The sequence below is a fragment of the Streptomyces peucetius genome (genome assembly GCF_025854275.1).
Classification (GTDB): Bacteria; Actinomycetota; Actinomycetes; order Streptomycetales; family Streptomycetaceae; genus Streptomyces; species Streptomyces peucetius_A.
This window is the reverse complement of sequence record NZ_CP107567.1, coordinates 100,504-115,622: the sequence shown is the minus strand read 5'-3', so window position 1 is coordinate 115,622 and position 15,119 is coordinate 100,504. Positions and strand designations below refer to the sequence as shown.

12 protein-coding genes and 4 pseudogenes are annotated in these 15,119 nt (G+C 69.1%); 7 read left to right on the top strand and 9 right to left on the bottom strand.

Going from position 1 to position 15,119, the window contains the following annotated elements:
- Positions 1 to 56 precede the first annotated feature (56 nt).
- Together OGH68_RS00525 and OGH68_RS36290 are read left to right on the top strand one after the other, a co-directional pair.
- Positions 57 to 413, top strand: coding sequence for a hypothetical protein (locus OGH68_RS00525; protein ID WP_264241262.1), 357 nt, complete (start codon positions 57 to 59; stop codon positions 411 to 413).
- A gap of 376 nt (positions 414 to 789) precedes the next feature.
- Positions 790 to 1,463: pseudogene (locus OGH68_RS36290) on the top strand (transposase); the annotation flags it as partial.
- Between the two features lie 21 nt (positions 1,464 to 1,484).
- On the opposite strand, the gene OGH68_RS00520 reads toward OGH68_RS36290, so the two are convergent.
- From OGH68_RS00520 to OGH68_RS00510, 3 genes and pseudogenes are all read right to left on the bottom strand, one after another.
- Complete coding sequence (locus tag OGH68_RS00520; protein ID WP_264241261.1) at positions 1,485 to 2,051, bottom strand: TetR/AcrR family transcriptional regulator; 567 nt, start codon at positions 2,049 to 2,051, stop codon at positions 1,485 to 1,487.
- A gap of 2 nt (positions 2,052 to 2,053) precedes the next feature.
- A complete protein-coding gene (locus tag OGH68_RS00515; protein ID WP_264241260.1) occupies positions 2,054 to 2,749 on the bottom strand; it encodes a type 1 glutamine amidotransferase domain-containing protein in 696 nt (231 codons plus the stop codon).
- Between the two features lie 251 nt (positions 2,750 to 3,000).
- Positions 3,001 to 3,282, bottom strand: a pseudogene (locus OGH68_RS00510) (helix-turn-helix domain-containing protein); the annotation flags it as partial.
- Between the two features lie 70 nt (positions 3,283 to 3,352).
- On the opposite strand from OGH68_RS00510, the gene OGH68_RS00505 reads away from it, so the two are divergent.
- On the top strand, positions 3,353 to 4,276 hold the full coding sequence (locus OGH68_RS00505; protein ID WP_264241259.1) for a LysR family transcriptional regulator: 924 nt from the start codon (positions 3,353 to 3,355) through the stop codon (positions 4,274 to 4,276).
- A 627-nt stretch (positions 4,277 to 4,903) separates the two neighbouring features.
- Here OGH68_RS00505 and OGH68_RS00500 read toward each other — a convergent pair.
- The 4 genes from OGH68_RS00500 to OGH68_RS00485 form a co-directional block, all read right to left on the bottom strand.
- Entirely contained in the window at positions 4,904 to 5,587 is a 684-nt protein-coding gene (locus OGH68_RS00500) for an esterase/lipase family protein (protein WP_264241257.1), read from the bottom strand.
- Between the two features lie 381 nt (positions 5,588 to 5,968).
- On the bottom strand, positions 5,969 to 6,790 hold the full coding sequence (locus OGH68_RS00495; RefSeq protein ID WP_319020167.1) for an alpha/beta fold hydrolase: 822 nt from the start codon (positions 6,788 to 6,790) through the stop codon (positions 5,969 to 5,971).
- A gap of 197 nt (positions 6,791 to 6,987) precedes the next feature.
- Positions 6,988 to 7,419 (bottom strand): CHAT domain-containing protein, encoded by a 432-nt coding sequence (locus OGH68_RS00490; RefSeq protein WP_264249833.1) that lies wholly within the window; start codon positions 7,417 to 7,419, stop codon positions 6,988 to 6,990.
- Positions 7,420 to 7,526: 107 nt separating this feature from the next.
- Positions 7,527 to 8,438: a DDE-type integrase/transposase/recombinase gene (locus OGH68_RS00485; RefSeq protein WP_264241256.1), complete on the bottom strand. Its 912-nt coding sequence runs from the start codon at positions 8,436 to 8,438 to the stop codon at positions 7,527 to 7,529.
- Positions 8,439 to 8,696: 258 nt separating this feature from the next.
- On the opposite strand from OGH68_RS00485, the gene OGH68_RS00480 reads away from it, so the two are divergent.
- On the top strand, positions 8,697 to 9,932 hold the full coding sequence (locus OGH68_RS00480; protein ID WP_264241255.1) for an IS701 family transposase: 1,236 nt from the start codon (positions 8,697 to 8,699) through the stop codon (positions 9,930 to 9,932).
- 307 nt (positions 9,933 to 10,239) lie between these two features.
- Positions 10,240 to 10,392, top strand: a pseudogene (locus OGH68_RS00475) (XdhC family protein); the annotation flags it as partial.
- 60 nt (positions 10,393 to 10,452) lie between these two features.
- Here the strand turns inward: OGH68_RS00475 and OGH68_RS00470 are convergent.
- Together OGH68_RS00470 and OGH68_RS00465 are read right to left on the bottom strand one after the other, a co-directional pair.
- Positions 10,453 to 11,598, bottom strand: coding sequence for a hypothetical protein (locus tag OGH68_RS00470; protein ID WP_264241254.1), 1,146 nt, complete (start codon positions 11,596 to 11,598; stop codon positions 10,453 to 10,455).
- A complete protein-coding gene (locus OGH68_RS00465; RefSeq protein ID WP_264241252.1) occupies positions 11,582 to 12,397 on the bottom strand; it encodes a hypothetical protein in 816 nt (271 codons plus the stop codon). The genes OGH68_RS00470 and OGH68_RS00465 overlap by 17 nt, the downstream gene beginning before the upstream one ends.
- Positions 12,398 to 12,891: 494 nt before the next feature.
- On the opposite strand from OGH68_RS00465, the pseudogene OGH68_RS00460 reads away from it, so the two are divergent.
- Positions 12,892 to 13,940 (top strand): annotated as a pseudogene (locus OGH68_RS00460) (IS110 family transposase); the annotation flags it as partial.
- Positions 13,941 to 13,990: 50 nt separating this feature from the next.
- Positions 13,991 to 14,485, top strand: a complete 495-nt coding sequence (locus tag OGH68_RS00455; RefSeq protein WP_264241251.1) for a hypothetical protein — start codon at positions 13,991 to 13,993, stop codon at positions 14,483 to 14,485.
- The last annotated feature ends 634 nt before the right edge of the window (positions 14,486 to 15,119 follow it).

The window sequence follows — 15,119 nt, the reverse complement described above, 5'->3', positions numbered from 1 at the left end:
CCAACACCGCCCGCCACACGATGCCTGCCTATCCCTTCGACCCCCCGGACGCAGAGATGCCCGGACGTCTGTACCCCCTGGATGTGGAGGCGCCGGTCGCCGCGCTGGCCATCATGGCCGAGGAATGGCAGTCGGAACCCGCCCCGTCCGCTCCCGCCCGGACCGGAACGCTGTGCTGGCGGATCCCCGACTTTGCTCGACCGGCAGGGGTCCACCGCGCGCCACTGGAACAACGCGACGACCCTCGCCTCTACCCGGCTCCGGACTTCCTCGCAGCGGGCCTCCAGGGCACCGAATCCCATCGATTCCTCACCTGCGAGTACCTCAACGGCCTCGACTTCTTGGAGGACTTGGGCCTGATCTCGGTTACCGACGACGAGGTAGGCGTCTTCTGGTCGTTCGGAGCGTACTGACGACGTTCGAAGAAGGCCCTTGGCCACCGTCTGCCACCGCCTCGGTGACCCCTCGGCCGGGAGCCGCCGCCTCCCACCGGCTGGCCGTGTGCCATCCGCTGTGCTCCAGCTCGAACCAGTGCACGCCGTGCGCGCGCGCCGCCTCGCGAGTGTATGGCTGCCGGCGGCAGCGCCCGTGCCGCTCGGTCTGCTCCAGGTGTGCGCGGACCACGTCAGTGTGGAACCGGCGCGGCAAGGTCCGCTGTTCGAGGCAGCCGCGGCGCCTCAGGAGGTGCAGCGCGCCGACCTTCGAGCTGGAGGAAGTAGGGTCCGTCCTGAGAGATCACCGGATGGTGGATCATGGTGGTGCGAGACGCCGTCATGACTCACCGATCAGGAGTGGGAGTTGCTGGCTCCGCTGATACCGCGTGCCGCGATGGGGCGGCCGCGTGTATCGGACCGGCAGGTCATCAACGGGATGGTATACAAGATCCGGACCGGATCTCCTGGCGTGACATGCCGGAACTCTACGGGCCGTGGGAGACGGTCCACACCCGCTTCCGCCGCTATGCGCTGGACGGCGTTTTCACTCGAGCTCTCCAGCAGATCCACGCTCACACCGATGCGGTCGGCGACATCTTGACTGACTGGTGCAGACCGACTCCACGGTCGTCCGCGCCCACCAGCACGCCTCCGCCACCGGCCGAAAAGCGCGATCCACCGGCCGGACGAACGGGACGATCACACCCTCGGCCGATCCCGGGGAGGACTGACCACCAAAGTCCACCTCGCCTGCGACGGCCGTGGTCGGCCCCTCGCGATCCTGCTGACACCGGCCAACGCCACGACAGCATCTGCGCACGTCCCTTCCTGGAACGCATCCGCGTCCCGCGCACCGGTCAGGGCCGCCCACGCTGCAGGCGCGACCAGGTCATCGCCGACAGGGCCTACAGCCCCGAGGCTTCCGCCGCTTCGGCTCACCCGCCGGGCGGGCGGCGAGGCGCCGTTCACGGCTGGAAAAGGGCATGGCTGAGCTCCGGAGAGAGCGAGAGAGTCGATGAGAGTGAGTAGAGAGGCGTGACGGCGGCCGGGTCAGGGGTCGGCGGCCAGGGGCGGATCCAGCAGCCCGGCGAGCAGCGCGCGAGTGGAAGGCTCCAGGAGCCGTTCGCCGGCAGGCACGGCCTCCAGGCCGATGACCAGGGCGATGCAGATGTCGGCGGCGTCGGTCGGCTCCACACCGTCCGGTGCGCCCGCCTCCCGGAAGAGACCGATCAGCAGGTGCCGTAGATCGCCCGTGAACGCGGTACAGATCCCGCCGAACAACCGGGCTTTGGCATCGAGGAGTTCGGCGGTGTGCGGTGACGGACCGCTGAGTTGCAGGACCAGATCGAGCTTGGCCGCCAGGACGCCCCGGACGCGGTCGGCGTGGGGGACGTCCTGGTCCGCGGCCGCCTGCCGGGCCCGGGCGAGCGCCTGGTCGTGCAGACGGGCGGCGAGCTGCCGGAAGGCGTCGTCCTTGCTCCGCACGTATTGGTAGACCGCTGACCGGGACACGCCCATAGTGGTGGCAATGTCGTCCATCGTGGTGCGCCGCACACCGTACCGGGTCAGGCAGCTGTAGGTGGCGTCGAGGACCTCTTCGAGCCGGTCGGCAACCATCGTCAGGTCAGCTTCTTGAGGACCTCGACCGCGATCAGGGCGGAGGAGGACGGGTTCTGACCCGTGACCAGGTTGCGGTCCACGACGACGTTCGGTGCCCACGGCTCGCCGACCTGGACATCGACACCGGCCTCGACGAGGCGGGTCTCCAGGAGCCACTTCGCCTTGCCGGCGAAACCGGCCTGGGCCTCCTCGGCGTTGGTGAAGGCGGCCACCTTGTAGCCGGCGAACGCGTTGGAACCGTCGGCCTTCTCCGCGGCCAGGAGCGCGGCCGGGGCGTGGCAGACGACGGCGAGCGGCTTGCCGGAGTCGAGGGTGTCGATCAGGATCTGACCGGAGGTGGAGTCGGCGGCGAGGTCCTCCATGGGGCCGTGGCCGCCGGGGTAGAAGACGGCCGTGTAGTCGTCGAGGTCCACGTCCTCCAGCGTGATGGGGTGCTGCAGCTCGGTGAATGAGGCGAGTGCGGCGGCGACCTGGTCGGCGCCCTCCTGGCCGCCGTTGACCTCGGGCGCCAGGCTGCCCTTGTCCACGGTCGGTACGACGCCACCGGGCGTGGCGACTACGATCTCGTGGCCTGCGGCCTTGAACGCCTTGTACGGGGCGGCGGCCTCCTCGGCCCAGAAGCCGGTGGAGTGCTTGGTGCCGTCCGCCAGCGTCCAGTAGTCGACGCCGGTCATCACGAAAAGAATCTTCGACATGGTGAGTCACTCTCCGAGGGGGTGGGGGCCCGCTCGAGCGCGGGGGATGGGATCGCGCGCTTCGACGTTCTGTGAACGCTGACGTTCCGAGTCCAGATCGTCAGTGCGGTGATGTCCACGAAGGTAGGTCCACTGACCCACCGATATCCAATGTGGAATCCGATGCCTGACATTGGATCCTCTATGGATGGAGGGGAGTATCCCTGGACAGGCCATGACCTGTGGTGATGGTCGGACACTCGACGACTGCAGGCCCCGAAGGTGCGCCGCTGGGCGAGCGGAGACACGCCGATGGCGGCATGCAGGTGGTGCCGCAGCGAGGTCCCGGTGGCGAAGCCGACCTGCCCGGCGATCTCGGCCGATGCCAGGTCAGTGGATTCCAGGGGCGACGTGCCCGGGCGACGCGCTGGATGAGCCCCGGCCCGGGCTCATGCCGACCTCTTCACCGAAGCGGCGGACGAAGTGCGCAGGCCCATGCGGGCGTGATCGGCGAGCTCGGCCGGGGACAGCGGCTCATGGAGGCTTTCGAGCGCCTCACCAGCCCCATAGGAGTCACCTACAGTTGCTTGGGTGACACATAGGAATTCCGATACGAACCACCAAGTGCCGCCGCATGCCGTCACGACACGGCACCCGGCGGATCTGAACCTCCTGCGTACCTTCCTCGCGGTCTATCGTGCCGGGTCCTTCACCGCTGCCGCCCCGCTGCTGGGCCTGTCGCAGCCCACGGTGACCACGCAGATCCGCACCCTGGAACGGCAGACCGGGCGCGCGCTGTTCGAGCGGCTGCCGCGCGGTGTCGCCCCGACACCGGTCGCAGACGAGTTCGCGACACGGATCGCCGCGCCTTTGGACGCCCTGGCAGACGCGACCGCCTCCGCTTCGCCCGAGGACAGCCACGCCGAGCCCGTCCACCTTGCGGGCCCCGCCGAACTGCTCTGCACGCGAGCCCTTCCCGGGCTCGCACCCCTCGTCGCCGACGGCGTACGGCTGCGTGTGACCACGGGCCTGACCGACACCCTGCTCGATGACCTGCGCGCCGGCCGCCACGACCTGGTCATCGCGACCACCCGTCCGCGCGGCCGGACGCTCACCGCCGTCCCGCTGATGGACGAGGAGTTCGTCCTGGTCGCCGCCCCCGTTTGGGCAGACCGGCTCAAGGAGCGGCTGGCTGCCGAGGGCCCATCGGCCCTGCATGTTGTGCCTCTGGTCGCCTACGCCGAGGACCTGCCCATCGCGCGCCGGTACTGGCGCCATGTCTTCGGCAAACGCCTTGTCTGCCGAGCCGCCGTCACGGTCCCTGACCTGCGTGGTGTGCTGTCCGCGGTCACGGCGGGCGCGGGCTTTACCGTCCTGCCCCGATTCCTGTGCCTGAACGAACTCGCCTCCGGCGCTCTGGTTCCTCTGTACGAAACCGACGACCCGCCCATCAACACCGGCTACCTCGTACAGCGGCCCGGCGGCACACAGAACCCGCACGTTGCTCGCGTCCGTGACCACCTGCTGCAGCTCGGCCGTACCTGGTGAAACCGGCGCGGAATCGGCGGAGTACATGTCGGTCCCTGAGCTGCTCCTCCCGAGGGTGCAGGCACCCTCCATCCTTACTGGTCGTAGCCGGTTCCCGAGCCACCAGGTGCTCGCGGCAGCGGGAGCGCCCTGCAGCCGGCGCAACGTCGAGTGCGCCTCACCTCCTCCGTCAGCAAGCCCTGATTACGCTGCGTATCCCGGCCATGGCGCCCCCTGGTGGCACCTGTGACACAGATCCGGGTCGCCCACGTTCAACCTGGAGAACTCCGACGAGACCGCTGCGCGCGCACGCCCGTCGCGGGCTGAACGCATCACGCTGATGAAGCCGCAGATCGCGGCGCTGCCGCGGATATCGCCTGCTTCCAGGAAGTCCACGGCAGGAGCGCCCCGGCAGCCGCGGGGCACCAGGCCCATCCCGCGGAGGCCGGTTGCTCGCGAGGCGACGGGACCTTGGCTACGGGTGTGCGCCTCCGATCGACTCCCTCTGCTGGTTGCCGGCACAGAAGGCTGCCTGCCGAGCCGATCGAAGGATTTCCTGCCCATCCGGTGCGGTCCAAGGAGCAGTGCTGATGTCGTCGGCCGCCGTCGACGAGGTGTCCGCCCCATCCATGATGGCGTCGTGGCGGCTCACCTGTTAATCATGTCGCGGACCTGGGCGTAGACGGTGGCGTCGGTGAGCAGGCCGTTGTGGCTCAGGCACCCGGTCTGAGTGTTGCCGGCACCCGTGAGGGCAACGCTGCTGTCGGGGTTGATGACCGTGTCGCAGGGCGACCACCAGGTCGCGTACCGCAGTCGTCCTGGTGTCTCGTCACCGGAGTTGAGGGCGGTCAGGAAGTTCGATCCGATGCGCATCTCGTAACATGAGGCGTCGAAACAGCCGTTGGCCGTGTCGGTGCCGTGGTTGGGTCCGCCGAGCGATACCCATGCCTCGGTCCTTGAATCGCCGCCGAGGTTCTTGAGGAAGTGGCGTGAGGAGAGCCCGCCCATGGAGTGGGTGACGACATCGACCTGCGAGGCTCCCGTGGCGCCGAGCAACCGGTCGACCTCACGGGCGAGTTGCTCGGCCGTGGTGGCGTTGGACTGCCGCGAGTCGTAGCTCCACTGATCGAGGTACGCGGCGGGCCAGCCGTCGTTCTTGAACCGGCTCGCCATGGTGTCCCAGTTCGAACCGCTGCCGTTGTAGCCATGGACGAACAGGATGGGATGGCTGGAGGAGCTGAACGTCGACGTGCCGGCTGCGCCGGCCGGAGTCCCGAACCCCAGGACCAGCAGCAGGGCGGCCGGAGCGGCCACGATCACGTGTTTTCTCACGGTCACCTCACGGAGTTCCGGGCGAGCGGGGCAGTGCGTGGGGGCGCTGGGGAAACTGTCCAGAGCGTGTCGTCCTGGGTCACGGAAAGACCAGAGCGGTCGGCAGAAGTCCGCAGAGACCGCAGGGATGAGGCACTGGTGCCGTGCGGGGGTACCGAAAGATTACTGCCGGGTAGTCGGAAGCCGGCAAGACGCGTGCAGGAAATACTTCGGACCGGCCGCCGCCCTCGCTCTTCGCCGTGACCGCTCCAGTCGCAGCGGACGGCGTATCTGACGGGCCCCACTGAGCCCGGTGCCGGTAACCGGCCCCGGGGCTGACGGGCATGGATCCGCGCTCCAGGGTTCGCGTCGCGGACCGAGTGCGGCAGGCGGCCTGAGCCTTCAGACGACGCAGGAGGGCCGGAAGGCCGGGTCAGCCGGACCGGTGCGCTCCAGCGCGTGCAGGACCCACTGGTGGACCACGGGGTCGTTGGGTGCCTGGTCGTGCTCAATGGTGTTCAGCGGGCAGGCGTCCTGGAGGGTCACATTGGTGACCTCGCGGGCGGAACCTTCCAGGAAGGCGCTGGTGTACGGCGTGACCACCTCGTCGTACCTGGTGGTCACGACGGTGTAGTCGGGGCCGGGGGGCGTCTCGTCCTTGGCGTTCAGGTCGGTCAGGAACTGTGACCCGGCCTGCTGCTCGTCGCATGCTGGACAGGCGCTGTTCTCGGACCCGTCAGGCAGGGGGATCACGCCGTCCGTGCCGTGGTTGGAGGGAACGATACCGAGCAGATCGTCGACCCTCGTCGCACCGCCGAGGTTCTTGATGTAGTAGCGGGGCATCATCCCGCCCTGGCTGTGTCCCACGAGGTCGACTTTTCGTGCACCGGTGGCCCCGAGCACCGCGCCGACGAACGAGTCGAGCTCCTCCGCCGACTCGGCGATGGGGCCCATGGCGTTGCCGCCGTAATTCAACGCGAAGACGCAGTATCCCGCGCTCTTGAGCGTCGGGCTGAGCGTCGGCCAGTTCTTGGCCATGGTCTCGAACGTTCCGTGCACGAGCACGACCGGGTCGGGATGCTCGGCGCTGGGTCTGCACGACCAGTCATTGGCGCCGGGCGGAGAGACATCGGTGGTGTCGGCGACGGCGGACGGAAGTGGCTGGGCGATGGCAGCGGTGACCGCCAGAGCGGCGGCGGCAAGGATCGGGCGCAGTCTAGACACGGGGCGTCCTCCTGAGGCGAGCGGGAGCGTGAACCACAGGTCGTGGCTGCGGTGGTCGGCGGCGTTTCCGGCCTGTCCCCGGGGGACGGCGCTGATGGCGTCCGTTCGCCGGGGCCAGAGGGCGGGCTCCCCTTGAGGGAACAGGAACCCGAACACCGTTCGACATTGTCGTGCGGTGCCGCGATTTTGCGCGTACGTTACCCGCGTGTCAACCCTCCGGGGTCCGCTGCGCCCGTTCTGACCGGCCCGGGAGCCCGCCCAGTCGGTTCGCGGTGATCGTCGAGGGCAACCACTACGTTCCGTCCGAGTCGCTGCACCGGTAGTACCCCATGCCGGGCAAGCCCGGGTCCCTGTGCTTCTGGGAGGGAGTGGACCGCGTAATACAGCCTTGGGGTCGACGGGCTGACGAATCCGCATGCCGTCTGGCATCCGATGGCCCGGTGCAGGGCACATGCGGCAGCCGGGGTGTCCGGTACCGCCAGGTTCCGGTAGACCTCGCGGGCGAGCAGCAGGCCCATCTTGTCGTCCACGGTCCACAGGCTTCCGATCACCTGCCAGTAGCCGCACAGCTGAAAGGCGGACGCCACCGAGATGACGAGCCTCGACCTCGAATCCTGGACACGGGTGATGCGGCTGGTGTCAGCGTAGTTGATGTTGTTTCGGTCGCTGTTTCGTAGGCGATCGGGCTGCGTTGTCCGAGGCGGGAGTGACGGCGTCGGGTGGTGTAGCGGTTGAGTCAGCGGAACGCGTCGAGGCGGGCCTCGCGTTCGCTGGACCAGTGCTTTCGGCCCTGGAGCGTCTCGCGTTTGAAGGTCGCGTTGAAGGACTCGGCGAGTGCGTTGTCCGCGCTGGAGCCGATCGCGCTCATGGACTGGCGGACGCCGGCCTGGCGGCAGGCGTCGGCGAAGGCCCGGCTGGTGTACTGGGCCGCGTGGTCGGTGTGCATGACCACCCCGGCGAGACTGCCGCGGGTCCGTTCTGCGGCGGCCAGGGGCGTCGGTGACGAGGTCACTCCGCATGTGCTCCGCGATCGCCCAGCTGCCCAGCCGGCCAGGCGGCGTGAGGCGAGGTCGATGACGGTGGCCAAATACAGGAACTTCCCGCCGTCCAGCGGGAGACAGGTGATGTCGCCGACGTACTTCGTGTTCGGCTCGCTTGCCGTGAAGTCGCGGCCGATCAGGTCCGGGGCCTTCGCCGCGGCCGGGTCCGCGACAGTGGTGCGGTATCTGCGGCGCAAGCGCACGCCCGCCAGGCCGATGCTCCGCATCACCCGCGCGATCCGCATCACCGCCTCGCGGCGCCGCGTGCCGTACGCGTACACCGACTTGAGCATGACCGCGTCCCGCCAGGCCGACAGCACTCCCTTGCAGCCGCGACGCCGAATGTCCTCGACCCGCTCGTCCGCGGCGTCAAACAGCGCCTGGAGCTCGTCGTACGTCAGCGCCCGCCGGCTGGGACGGCTTTCGTACTCGGCGACGTGGTCGACTGTGTTCCAGTCGTGGCACACCTGCACCGGAGCCTGGCCGAACTCCTCAAGGCAGGCAGCGGCCCACCCGTACCGGCCGCCGGTCACGAATGAGCAGAACATCCGCAAGTCGCTCTGCTGCCCCCGCACGGTCGAGTGCGCCAGCGGCGACTGGCCGGACACTGGGCGGAGAAGTACGCCTCGACGTCCTCGGCGGTCCATTGCCATGGATACGTCCCGTTGAACAGAGCGAACCGGCGCACCAGGCTCAGACGGTCCGCGATCGTCTTCTTCTCCAGCAGACGGCTCCGCTGCTGCCGAGCCCACCCCGTCAGCATCGCGTCGAACATCGCCGGCGCCGGATCCAGCGCCCGCACATTCCCCGAAACCACCCGTTAGGTTGATTTGATCTCGGGTTGCCGGGTTGGGCATGCTGCTCTTGTGGACTTGGGGGAGATCGAGCAACTCCGTGGTGAGTTGGGCGAGTTCGTGGGTGAGGTGTTCGCGTCGGTGACACGGAGGGATCAGCGGGCGAAGGGTGACTGCTATCTGCGGGGGTTGATGCTGGACGGTCGCAGGAAGTCGATCCAGCCGATGGCCGAGCGGCTGCCGGACGGTGACATGCAGGCCTTGCAGCAGTTTGTGAATCAGTCGCCGTGGGACCACGTGGCGGTGTTGCGGGCGGTGGCCGTCAAGACGGTTCCGGTCGTCGATCCGATGGTGTGGGTGATCGACGATGTGTCGTTCCCCAAGGACGGGACGATGTCGGTGGGGGTGGCCCGGCAGTGGTGCGGGGCGTTGGGCAAGCAGTCGAACTGCCAGGTCGCGGTCAGCCTGCACGCCGCGTCCGACACCGCTTCGGTGCCGATCTCGTGGCGGCTGTTCCTGCCGGCCGAGTGGCAGGACGACACCGCGCGCCGGGTCAAGGCGGGGGTGCCCGAGGAGGTGGGGCACCGGGAGAAGTGGCGTCTGGCCCTGGACCTGATCGACGAGGCGATCGGCTGGGGCCTGGAACCCAAGGTGATCGTCGCGGATGCCGGGTACGGCCAGAACAACGCCTTCCGGCAGGCTCTGGCCGAGCGTGGTCTGGACTTCGTCGTCGCCGTCCGGGCGGATGAATCCGCTCACCCGGCCGACGCCATCCCCACCGCCCCCGCCCGGAGCGGAACCGGACGCAAACCCGCTGTCCGCTACCGCACCAAGGCTTCCTCCCTGAAGGACCTGGCCACCGGGACCGGACGCAAGGCATACCGGCAGGCCACTTGGCGCACCGGTTCGCGCGGTGCGATGCGCTCGAGGTTCAAAGTCGAGACGGTGCGTCCGGCCGGCGTCGCGGTCCGCAGGCACACCATCGCCCGGGCTGGCGGCTCCACCGCCTGGGACGGTGTTCTGCCCACGGCGACACTCCTGAGCGAGTGGCCCACCGGCGAGAAAGCGCCCACCGAGTACTGGCTGACCAGCCTGCCCGCCGACACCCCGCTGCGGCACCTGGCCCGGCTCGCGAAGATGCGATGGCGGATCGAACACGACCACCGCGAGATGAAGCACGGCCTGGGACTGGACCACTTCGAAGGCCGCACCTGGCGCGGCTGGCACCACCACGCCACCCTCGTCACCGCCGCCCACGCCTTCTGTACCCTCCGCCGCCTGGACCCAGAAGCAACAGCGCCGGCCTGACCTTCTACCAGGTCCTCCACACCATGCAGGACCTGTTGCTCTGCTGGACCGGCGCATGCCCCACCTGCCACCGCCAGTTACCAACCCGAAGGCGAAGACAACAGCCCCTCTCCAGCCCAACCTAACGAAGTACTACTAGGGCCGCCCATGCCTCGCTCGAAGGCTCCAGATGCCGCCTTGCGGGCCTTGGGGGCGCTTTCTGCTGCAGGCGGCAGCGGTACGAGGCCGATCTCCTCCAGGAGCTCGCGCTGGCCGGGCATCAGGCCCTGCCACGCAGAGTGCTGACGGTTGCGCTGGAGCCACCGCCGAACTCACCCGGCTCCGCTCGCCGATCGGCCTCGACCTCGGCGCCCGCACCCCGGAGGAGACCGCCGTCTCCATCGCCGCCGAGATCGTGGCCGGCCGCCTCGGTGGCACCGGCGTCTCCCTGACCGGTGCCCACACCCCCACCCACCACGACGGCCCGGCCGCCTCGAGCGCTCCGGACGGGCCGGATGGAGTCGGTCGCGTAACGGTCCGGTCAGTACGCGTACGACACGAGGAAGGGACCGCGGGCCGGATCGCCCTTGTGGTTGAAGCAGCGCACCTCGATCCCCGCGTCCGAACTCCACTTCGCCACCTTGCAGTAGCGCGCGTCCGAGCCTTCGGCGGTGACCTGGACGTTCCCCTTGTCGAAGTGATCCATCATGGGGGTCTTCACCCAGTACCGCCCCTCGTCCGCCCCGGACTCGCCGGCCACGCTGGTGGGCTCGCCCAGTGCGTCCCACGTCCACTGCCGGTCCGTACGCTCCTCGTCCCCGCCCCGGGCCCGGGCGTACGCGCCGCCCCCGGGCGTCCGCACCAGGCTGGCCTTCCGTACGTAGGTGAGGGAGAAGAGGGTGTCGCGGGGGCTGCCGTCCACGTCATGGCAGTTCACCTCGATCACCACAGGATCGAAGGCACTCTCGATCTCCTCGACCATGCAGCGCTCGGCTCCGAAGGCCGCCTGGGCGGCGGTCACTTGGACGTGCCCCAGCTGGGCCGTGGGATCGAAGCCGCCGCCGCCCTGCCCGGGCAGCTGCACCTCGTAGCGGCCGGTGGCGACACGGGTGACCTTTATGCCGTAGCCGCTGGAGTTGTAGCGATACTCCGGATACGGCATGTGGCTGTTTAGCTGCCTCGTGGTCAGGTACGCGAAGCCGCTCTGGCCCTCGGGCTCCTCGGCGTTCGCCCAACTGGCCGAGAACTCCGAGTCGGTGAGCGCCCCGTCCGGCGAGTAGCACCGAAGAGAGAGCCACACCCCGGCATACGCCGTCGGATCCCCCTTGCCGACGTTCTCCGTGTAGCGGCTGGTGTAGCGGATCGAGCAGTACGCGTTCGACGTCCCGTGGGCGGTCACGTGCGCCACCCCGCGGTTCGATTCCAGGTCGGTGCCCAGCCCGGGCATGAACACCGAGTACTCGCCGGTCGCGGTCCGGGAGACCCAGTTGGTGCCGCCCGAGGAGTTGGCACTGCGGCTCGGGGTGTAGTCCCAGCCCTCCGGCCAGGACGCCCGGTCGGCGTGCACGTACCCGTAGCCGGGCGGCGCGGGCGAGGCCTCGGCCGCGGGCGCGGTCGCGGAGAGCAGCCCCGCCGCGAGCAGCAGGGGCAGCGCGAACCGCGCCGGTCGCTCAGCCTTCCAGGACATCGACGAACACCCCCGGCGAGTAGGTCGCGGCGTTCTGCCCGGTCCCCCCGTACCTCAGCCACCACGAACCGTCCCGGGTGGCGGGATGCGTCGTCCCGGTGAACCCGTACGTGCCGGTGCGCAGAGTGCGCAGTGACTCGACGGTCCGGCACGGGGTCGCGCAGAACTCGAGCTCGACGGTCTGCCCCGGTGTGCCCACGTAGGAGTTCGACGCCCAGTCGGCAACCCGCAGGCGGCCGAGCGCGCTGACGTCGCGCCCTTGCCGGACGGGGTTGGGGAGGGCGGCGAAGGTGAGCTTGGAGCTGCGCCGCACCTTGGCCGTGGCCGCATCGATCTCGGAGGTGATGCTGCTCTCCGGGCGGGTGTGGAGGTTGTTGCTCGCCACCGTCGCCCACAGTTTCCAGTCGCCGGCGTAACCGTTGGTCACCTCGGCGCTGCCAGTGTCGATCCGGAACCATTCGGTGCACACCGAGGTGGTGACGCTGATGGGTTCGCAGACCGCCGGCAGGTCGGGCGCAGCGTCCCACCTCAGGCCGCCGGGCCCGACGAGCTCCATCTCGACGCCGTAGCGGAGGATGCCGGCGGCGGCTCTGGCGGTGACGGTCGCCTGGAAGGTCAGCGTCTGGTTCGGCCCGAGGACGATCGTGCGGCCGCCGTGGACGGAGGCGCTGAGGATCTCGGGCGGGGTCAGGTTGTGGTTGTCGGCCCGGGCGGGTGGTGCGACGGCGAGCGTGGCCAGCAGGGCGCCGGCCACCGCCGCCACGGCCGCCCGCACGGCGGGCAGGGCTCCGATACGCATGTTTCCCCCAAATCATCGGCGTGGCCGGAGCGTACGGGCCCGCCGGGGCGGCCGGCACCCATGCGGGGAACATCGCGACACGGCCATGACAATCGTGACCGTCCGGCCACGCCGGAACCTGCCGACGGCGCTTGGAGCCGTACCCCTGAACGTCCTCACGCCAGGCGTACGCCGACTTCCGCGACACCCGTAACCTGCGGCCATCTCCGGCGGCCGCACCCCCTGCCTGAACATCTCCGCAGCCTCGAAAACGCACCGCCTCACGCTTCGCCCGCCCATGGCGGTCAGACCGCCGCCATCCGCGTACCTCATAGCGAGGATGTACTGAACTTGATTGGGTGATGTCGGGGATGTTTGCCTGACGCCGGCCTGTCGGCTGCGGTAGCTGTGGGGCTGTGAGGTACGCGCAGGGCGGCGGGCTGACCGACGCCGAGAGGGCCACGCGGGAGCGGATCCGGCTGCAGGCCGTGGAACGCTTCGAGGGCGGGGTGAAGAACCGCGGCCTGCTGGTTGTCACGCTGAGGCAGGGTGCCCGGCAGATCTTCGCGGTCAACCCGATGGCGGCCTCCCGCTACCGCGACCGCCACGGCGTGAGCCGCAAGAAGTCCGACCCCGGCGACGCCCTCATGCTCGCCAACATCATCCGCACGGACATGCCGATGCACAGGCCGCTGGCTGCCGACACCGACCTGGCCCAGGCAGTGGCTGTTCTGGCCCGAGCCCAGCAGGACGCGGTCTGGAACCGGCAACAGATCTGCAACCAACTCCGTTCGCTGCCGCGCGAGTACTTTCCGGCGTTCCTGGAGGCGTTCAAGGACAAGCCGGGCGGCCTGGCCCGCCCCGACGCCCGCCGACTCCTGGCGGTCGCACCGACGCCCGCGCTGGCTGCCAAACTGCCGCTCTGGCGCCTGAGCGCCATGATGAAGCGAGCCGGCCGACGCAGGAACATCGAGGCCGATGCTGAGCGTCTGCAGCAGCTCTTCCGCCGGGAGGCGCCGCACCAGGCCCCGCTGGTCGAAGGAGCGATGGGCAAGCAGGCCCTCGCCCTGCTGCTGCAGCTGGACGCTTCCTGCGAAGCGGTCGCCGACCTTGGCCAGGCCGCTGAGGAAGCCTTTCGAGCCCATCCCGACGCCCCGATCATGCTGAGCTTTCCCGGCATCGGCCCCCAGATCGGCGCACGGATCCTCGCGGAGATCGGCGACGACCGCACCCGGTTCGCCACCGCCGGAGGGCTGAAGGCATACGCGGGCGCGGCCCCCATCACTCGGGCCTCCGGCAAACGCCACTACGTCGGGCGCCGGTTCGTCAAGAACAACCGGCTCAACCACGTCGGCCATCTATGGGCCTTCTCTTCCCTCAGCGGCTCGCCGGCGCCGACGCCCACTACCGGCGACGACGGACTGGCGGGGACTGGCACATGCAGGCCCTGCGGCACCTGTTCAACCGGATGCTCGGGCAACTGCATCACTGCCTTCAGACCCGAGTCCCATTCGACGAATCCATCGCCTTCCCCACCGTTTGCGCCGTTGGACAGGCGGACTGAGCAGGCGAACGCGGTCGTGAATGAGGCTGTCGGTGGATACAACGGTTGGTATGACGGTCTTCTACTGCGCGAAGTGCGGTGCCGAACTCACCCCGGACCTGCGGGAGCTTCAGAGCATCCCGGACATCTCGGTGCGTGACAGGGACCGGCACGGCAAGACGCGGCTCGCGCCTTCGACAGTCCCGAGAGGCAGCTACGCCATCGATCCCGAACCCTGGGGCGCCCCCTTCGTGGCCCCAGGCACCCAGGCGCCGTCCGCACTTGTGAGCCGGGCCCTTCTCATGCCACCCGGCATGACCGACATGACGCCCGCCGGCCCCCGAAACTCTGTCATCGTGCACCCGGAGGACACGCTGAACCTGCAACTGGCCAGCTCTCTGGGTATTCACCACGGTTGCTGCGGACCTCTTGGAACCGGAGGACCCAACATGACGTGCGTGTGCCGGGCGCGGGTGGCAACTCTTGCCGCGGACTGCATGGGCCCGCACGAGCTGCACCTGGATCCGCTTCGGACGTACGCCTTCACGCCCGACACATCCCTGTGATCATGAACTATTCGACGTCTTCAGACCGGTGCCCCTGCCGGACACCTTGACGGCTTAACTCCATGAGGTGTCTTTCTCCGCGATAGTCGGAGGAAGAGGCTTGTTGTTCTGGCGGCCCAGCGCGGCCTGCTCGCTCTGTCGTCCCTCCTCTCGTCCCTCCTCTGCTTCCGCATCACGTCGGCGCCTCGTCCGCCGGCCCCGCCTTCCTGCCCCGGCTCCGCTCTTCCGTCATGCCAGGCTCGCCAACGCGCGGCGAGCCAAGCGGCAAAACGGGCACGCTTGTAGCGCTCTCCTGCCACACTGAATGCACCCCGCCGCCTCCCCCGTCGGCGGGGTTCTTGCGTATCTGGCCGCCGCTCATCCCGCGCTGCTGGCAGAACGCGAAACTCCTTGTGGGTGTCCACCCCCAGGATCACGTCCTCGGCCAGCGGTTCTTCTCGCTGTGCGGGCAAAGTCGGCTGGGGCATGCTGGTGATGGTCACGCGGCTCCTCGATCGGCACGGGGCTGTGGCCGACGGCGGGCCGGTGGGCGGTCAGAACTGTGACGGTGCCTTGTGCGGCAAGGCCCCTATCGGGACATGCCCGCCGGTCCGGCGGCAGCAAGCACCGCCCGGGACCACGGGCCGACAGATCC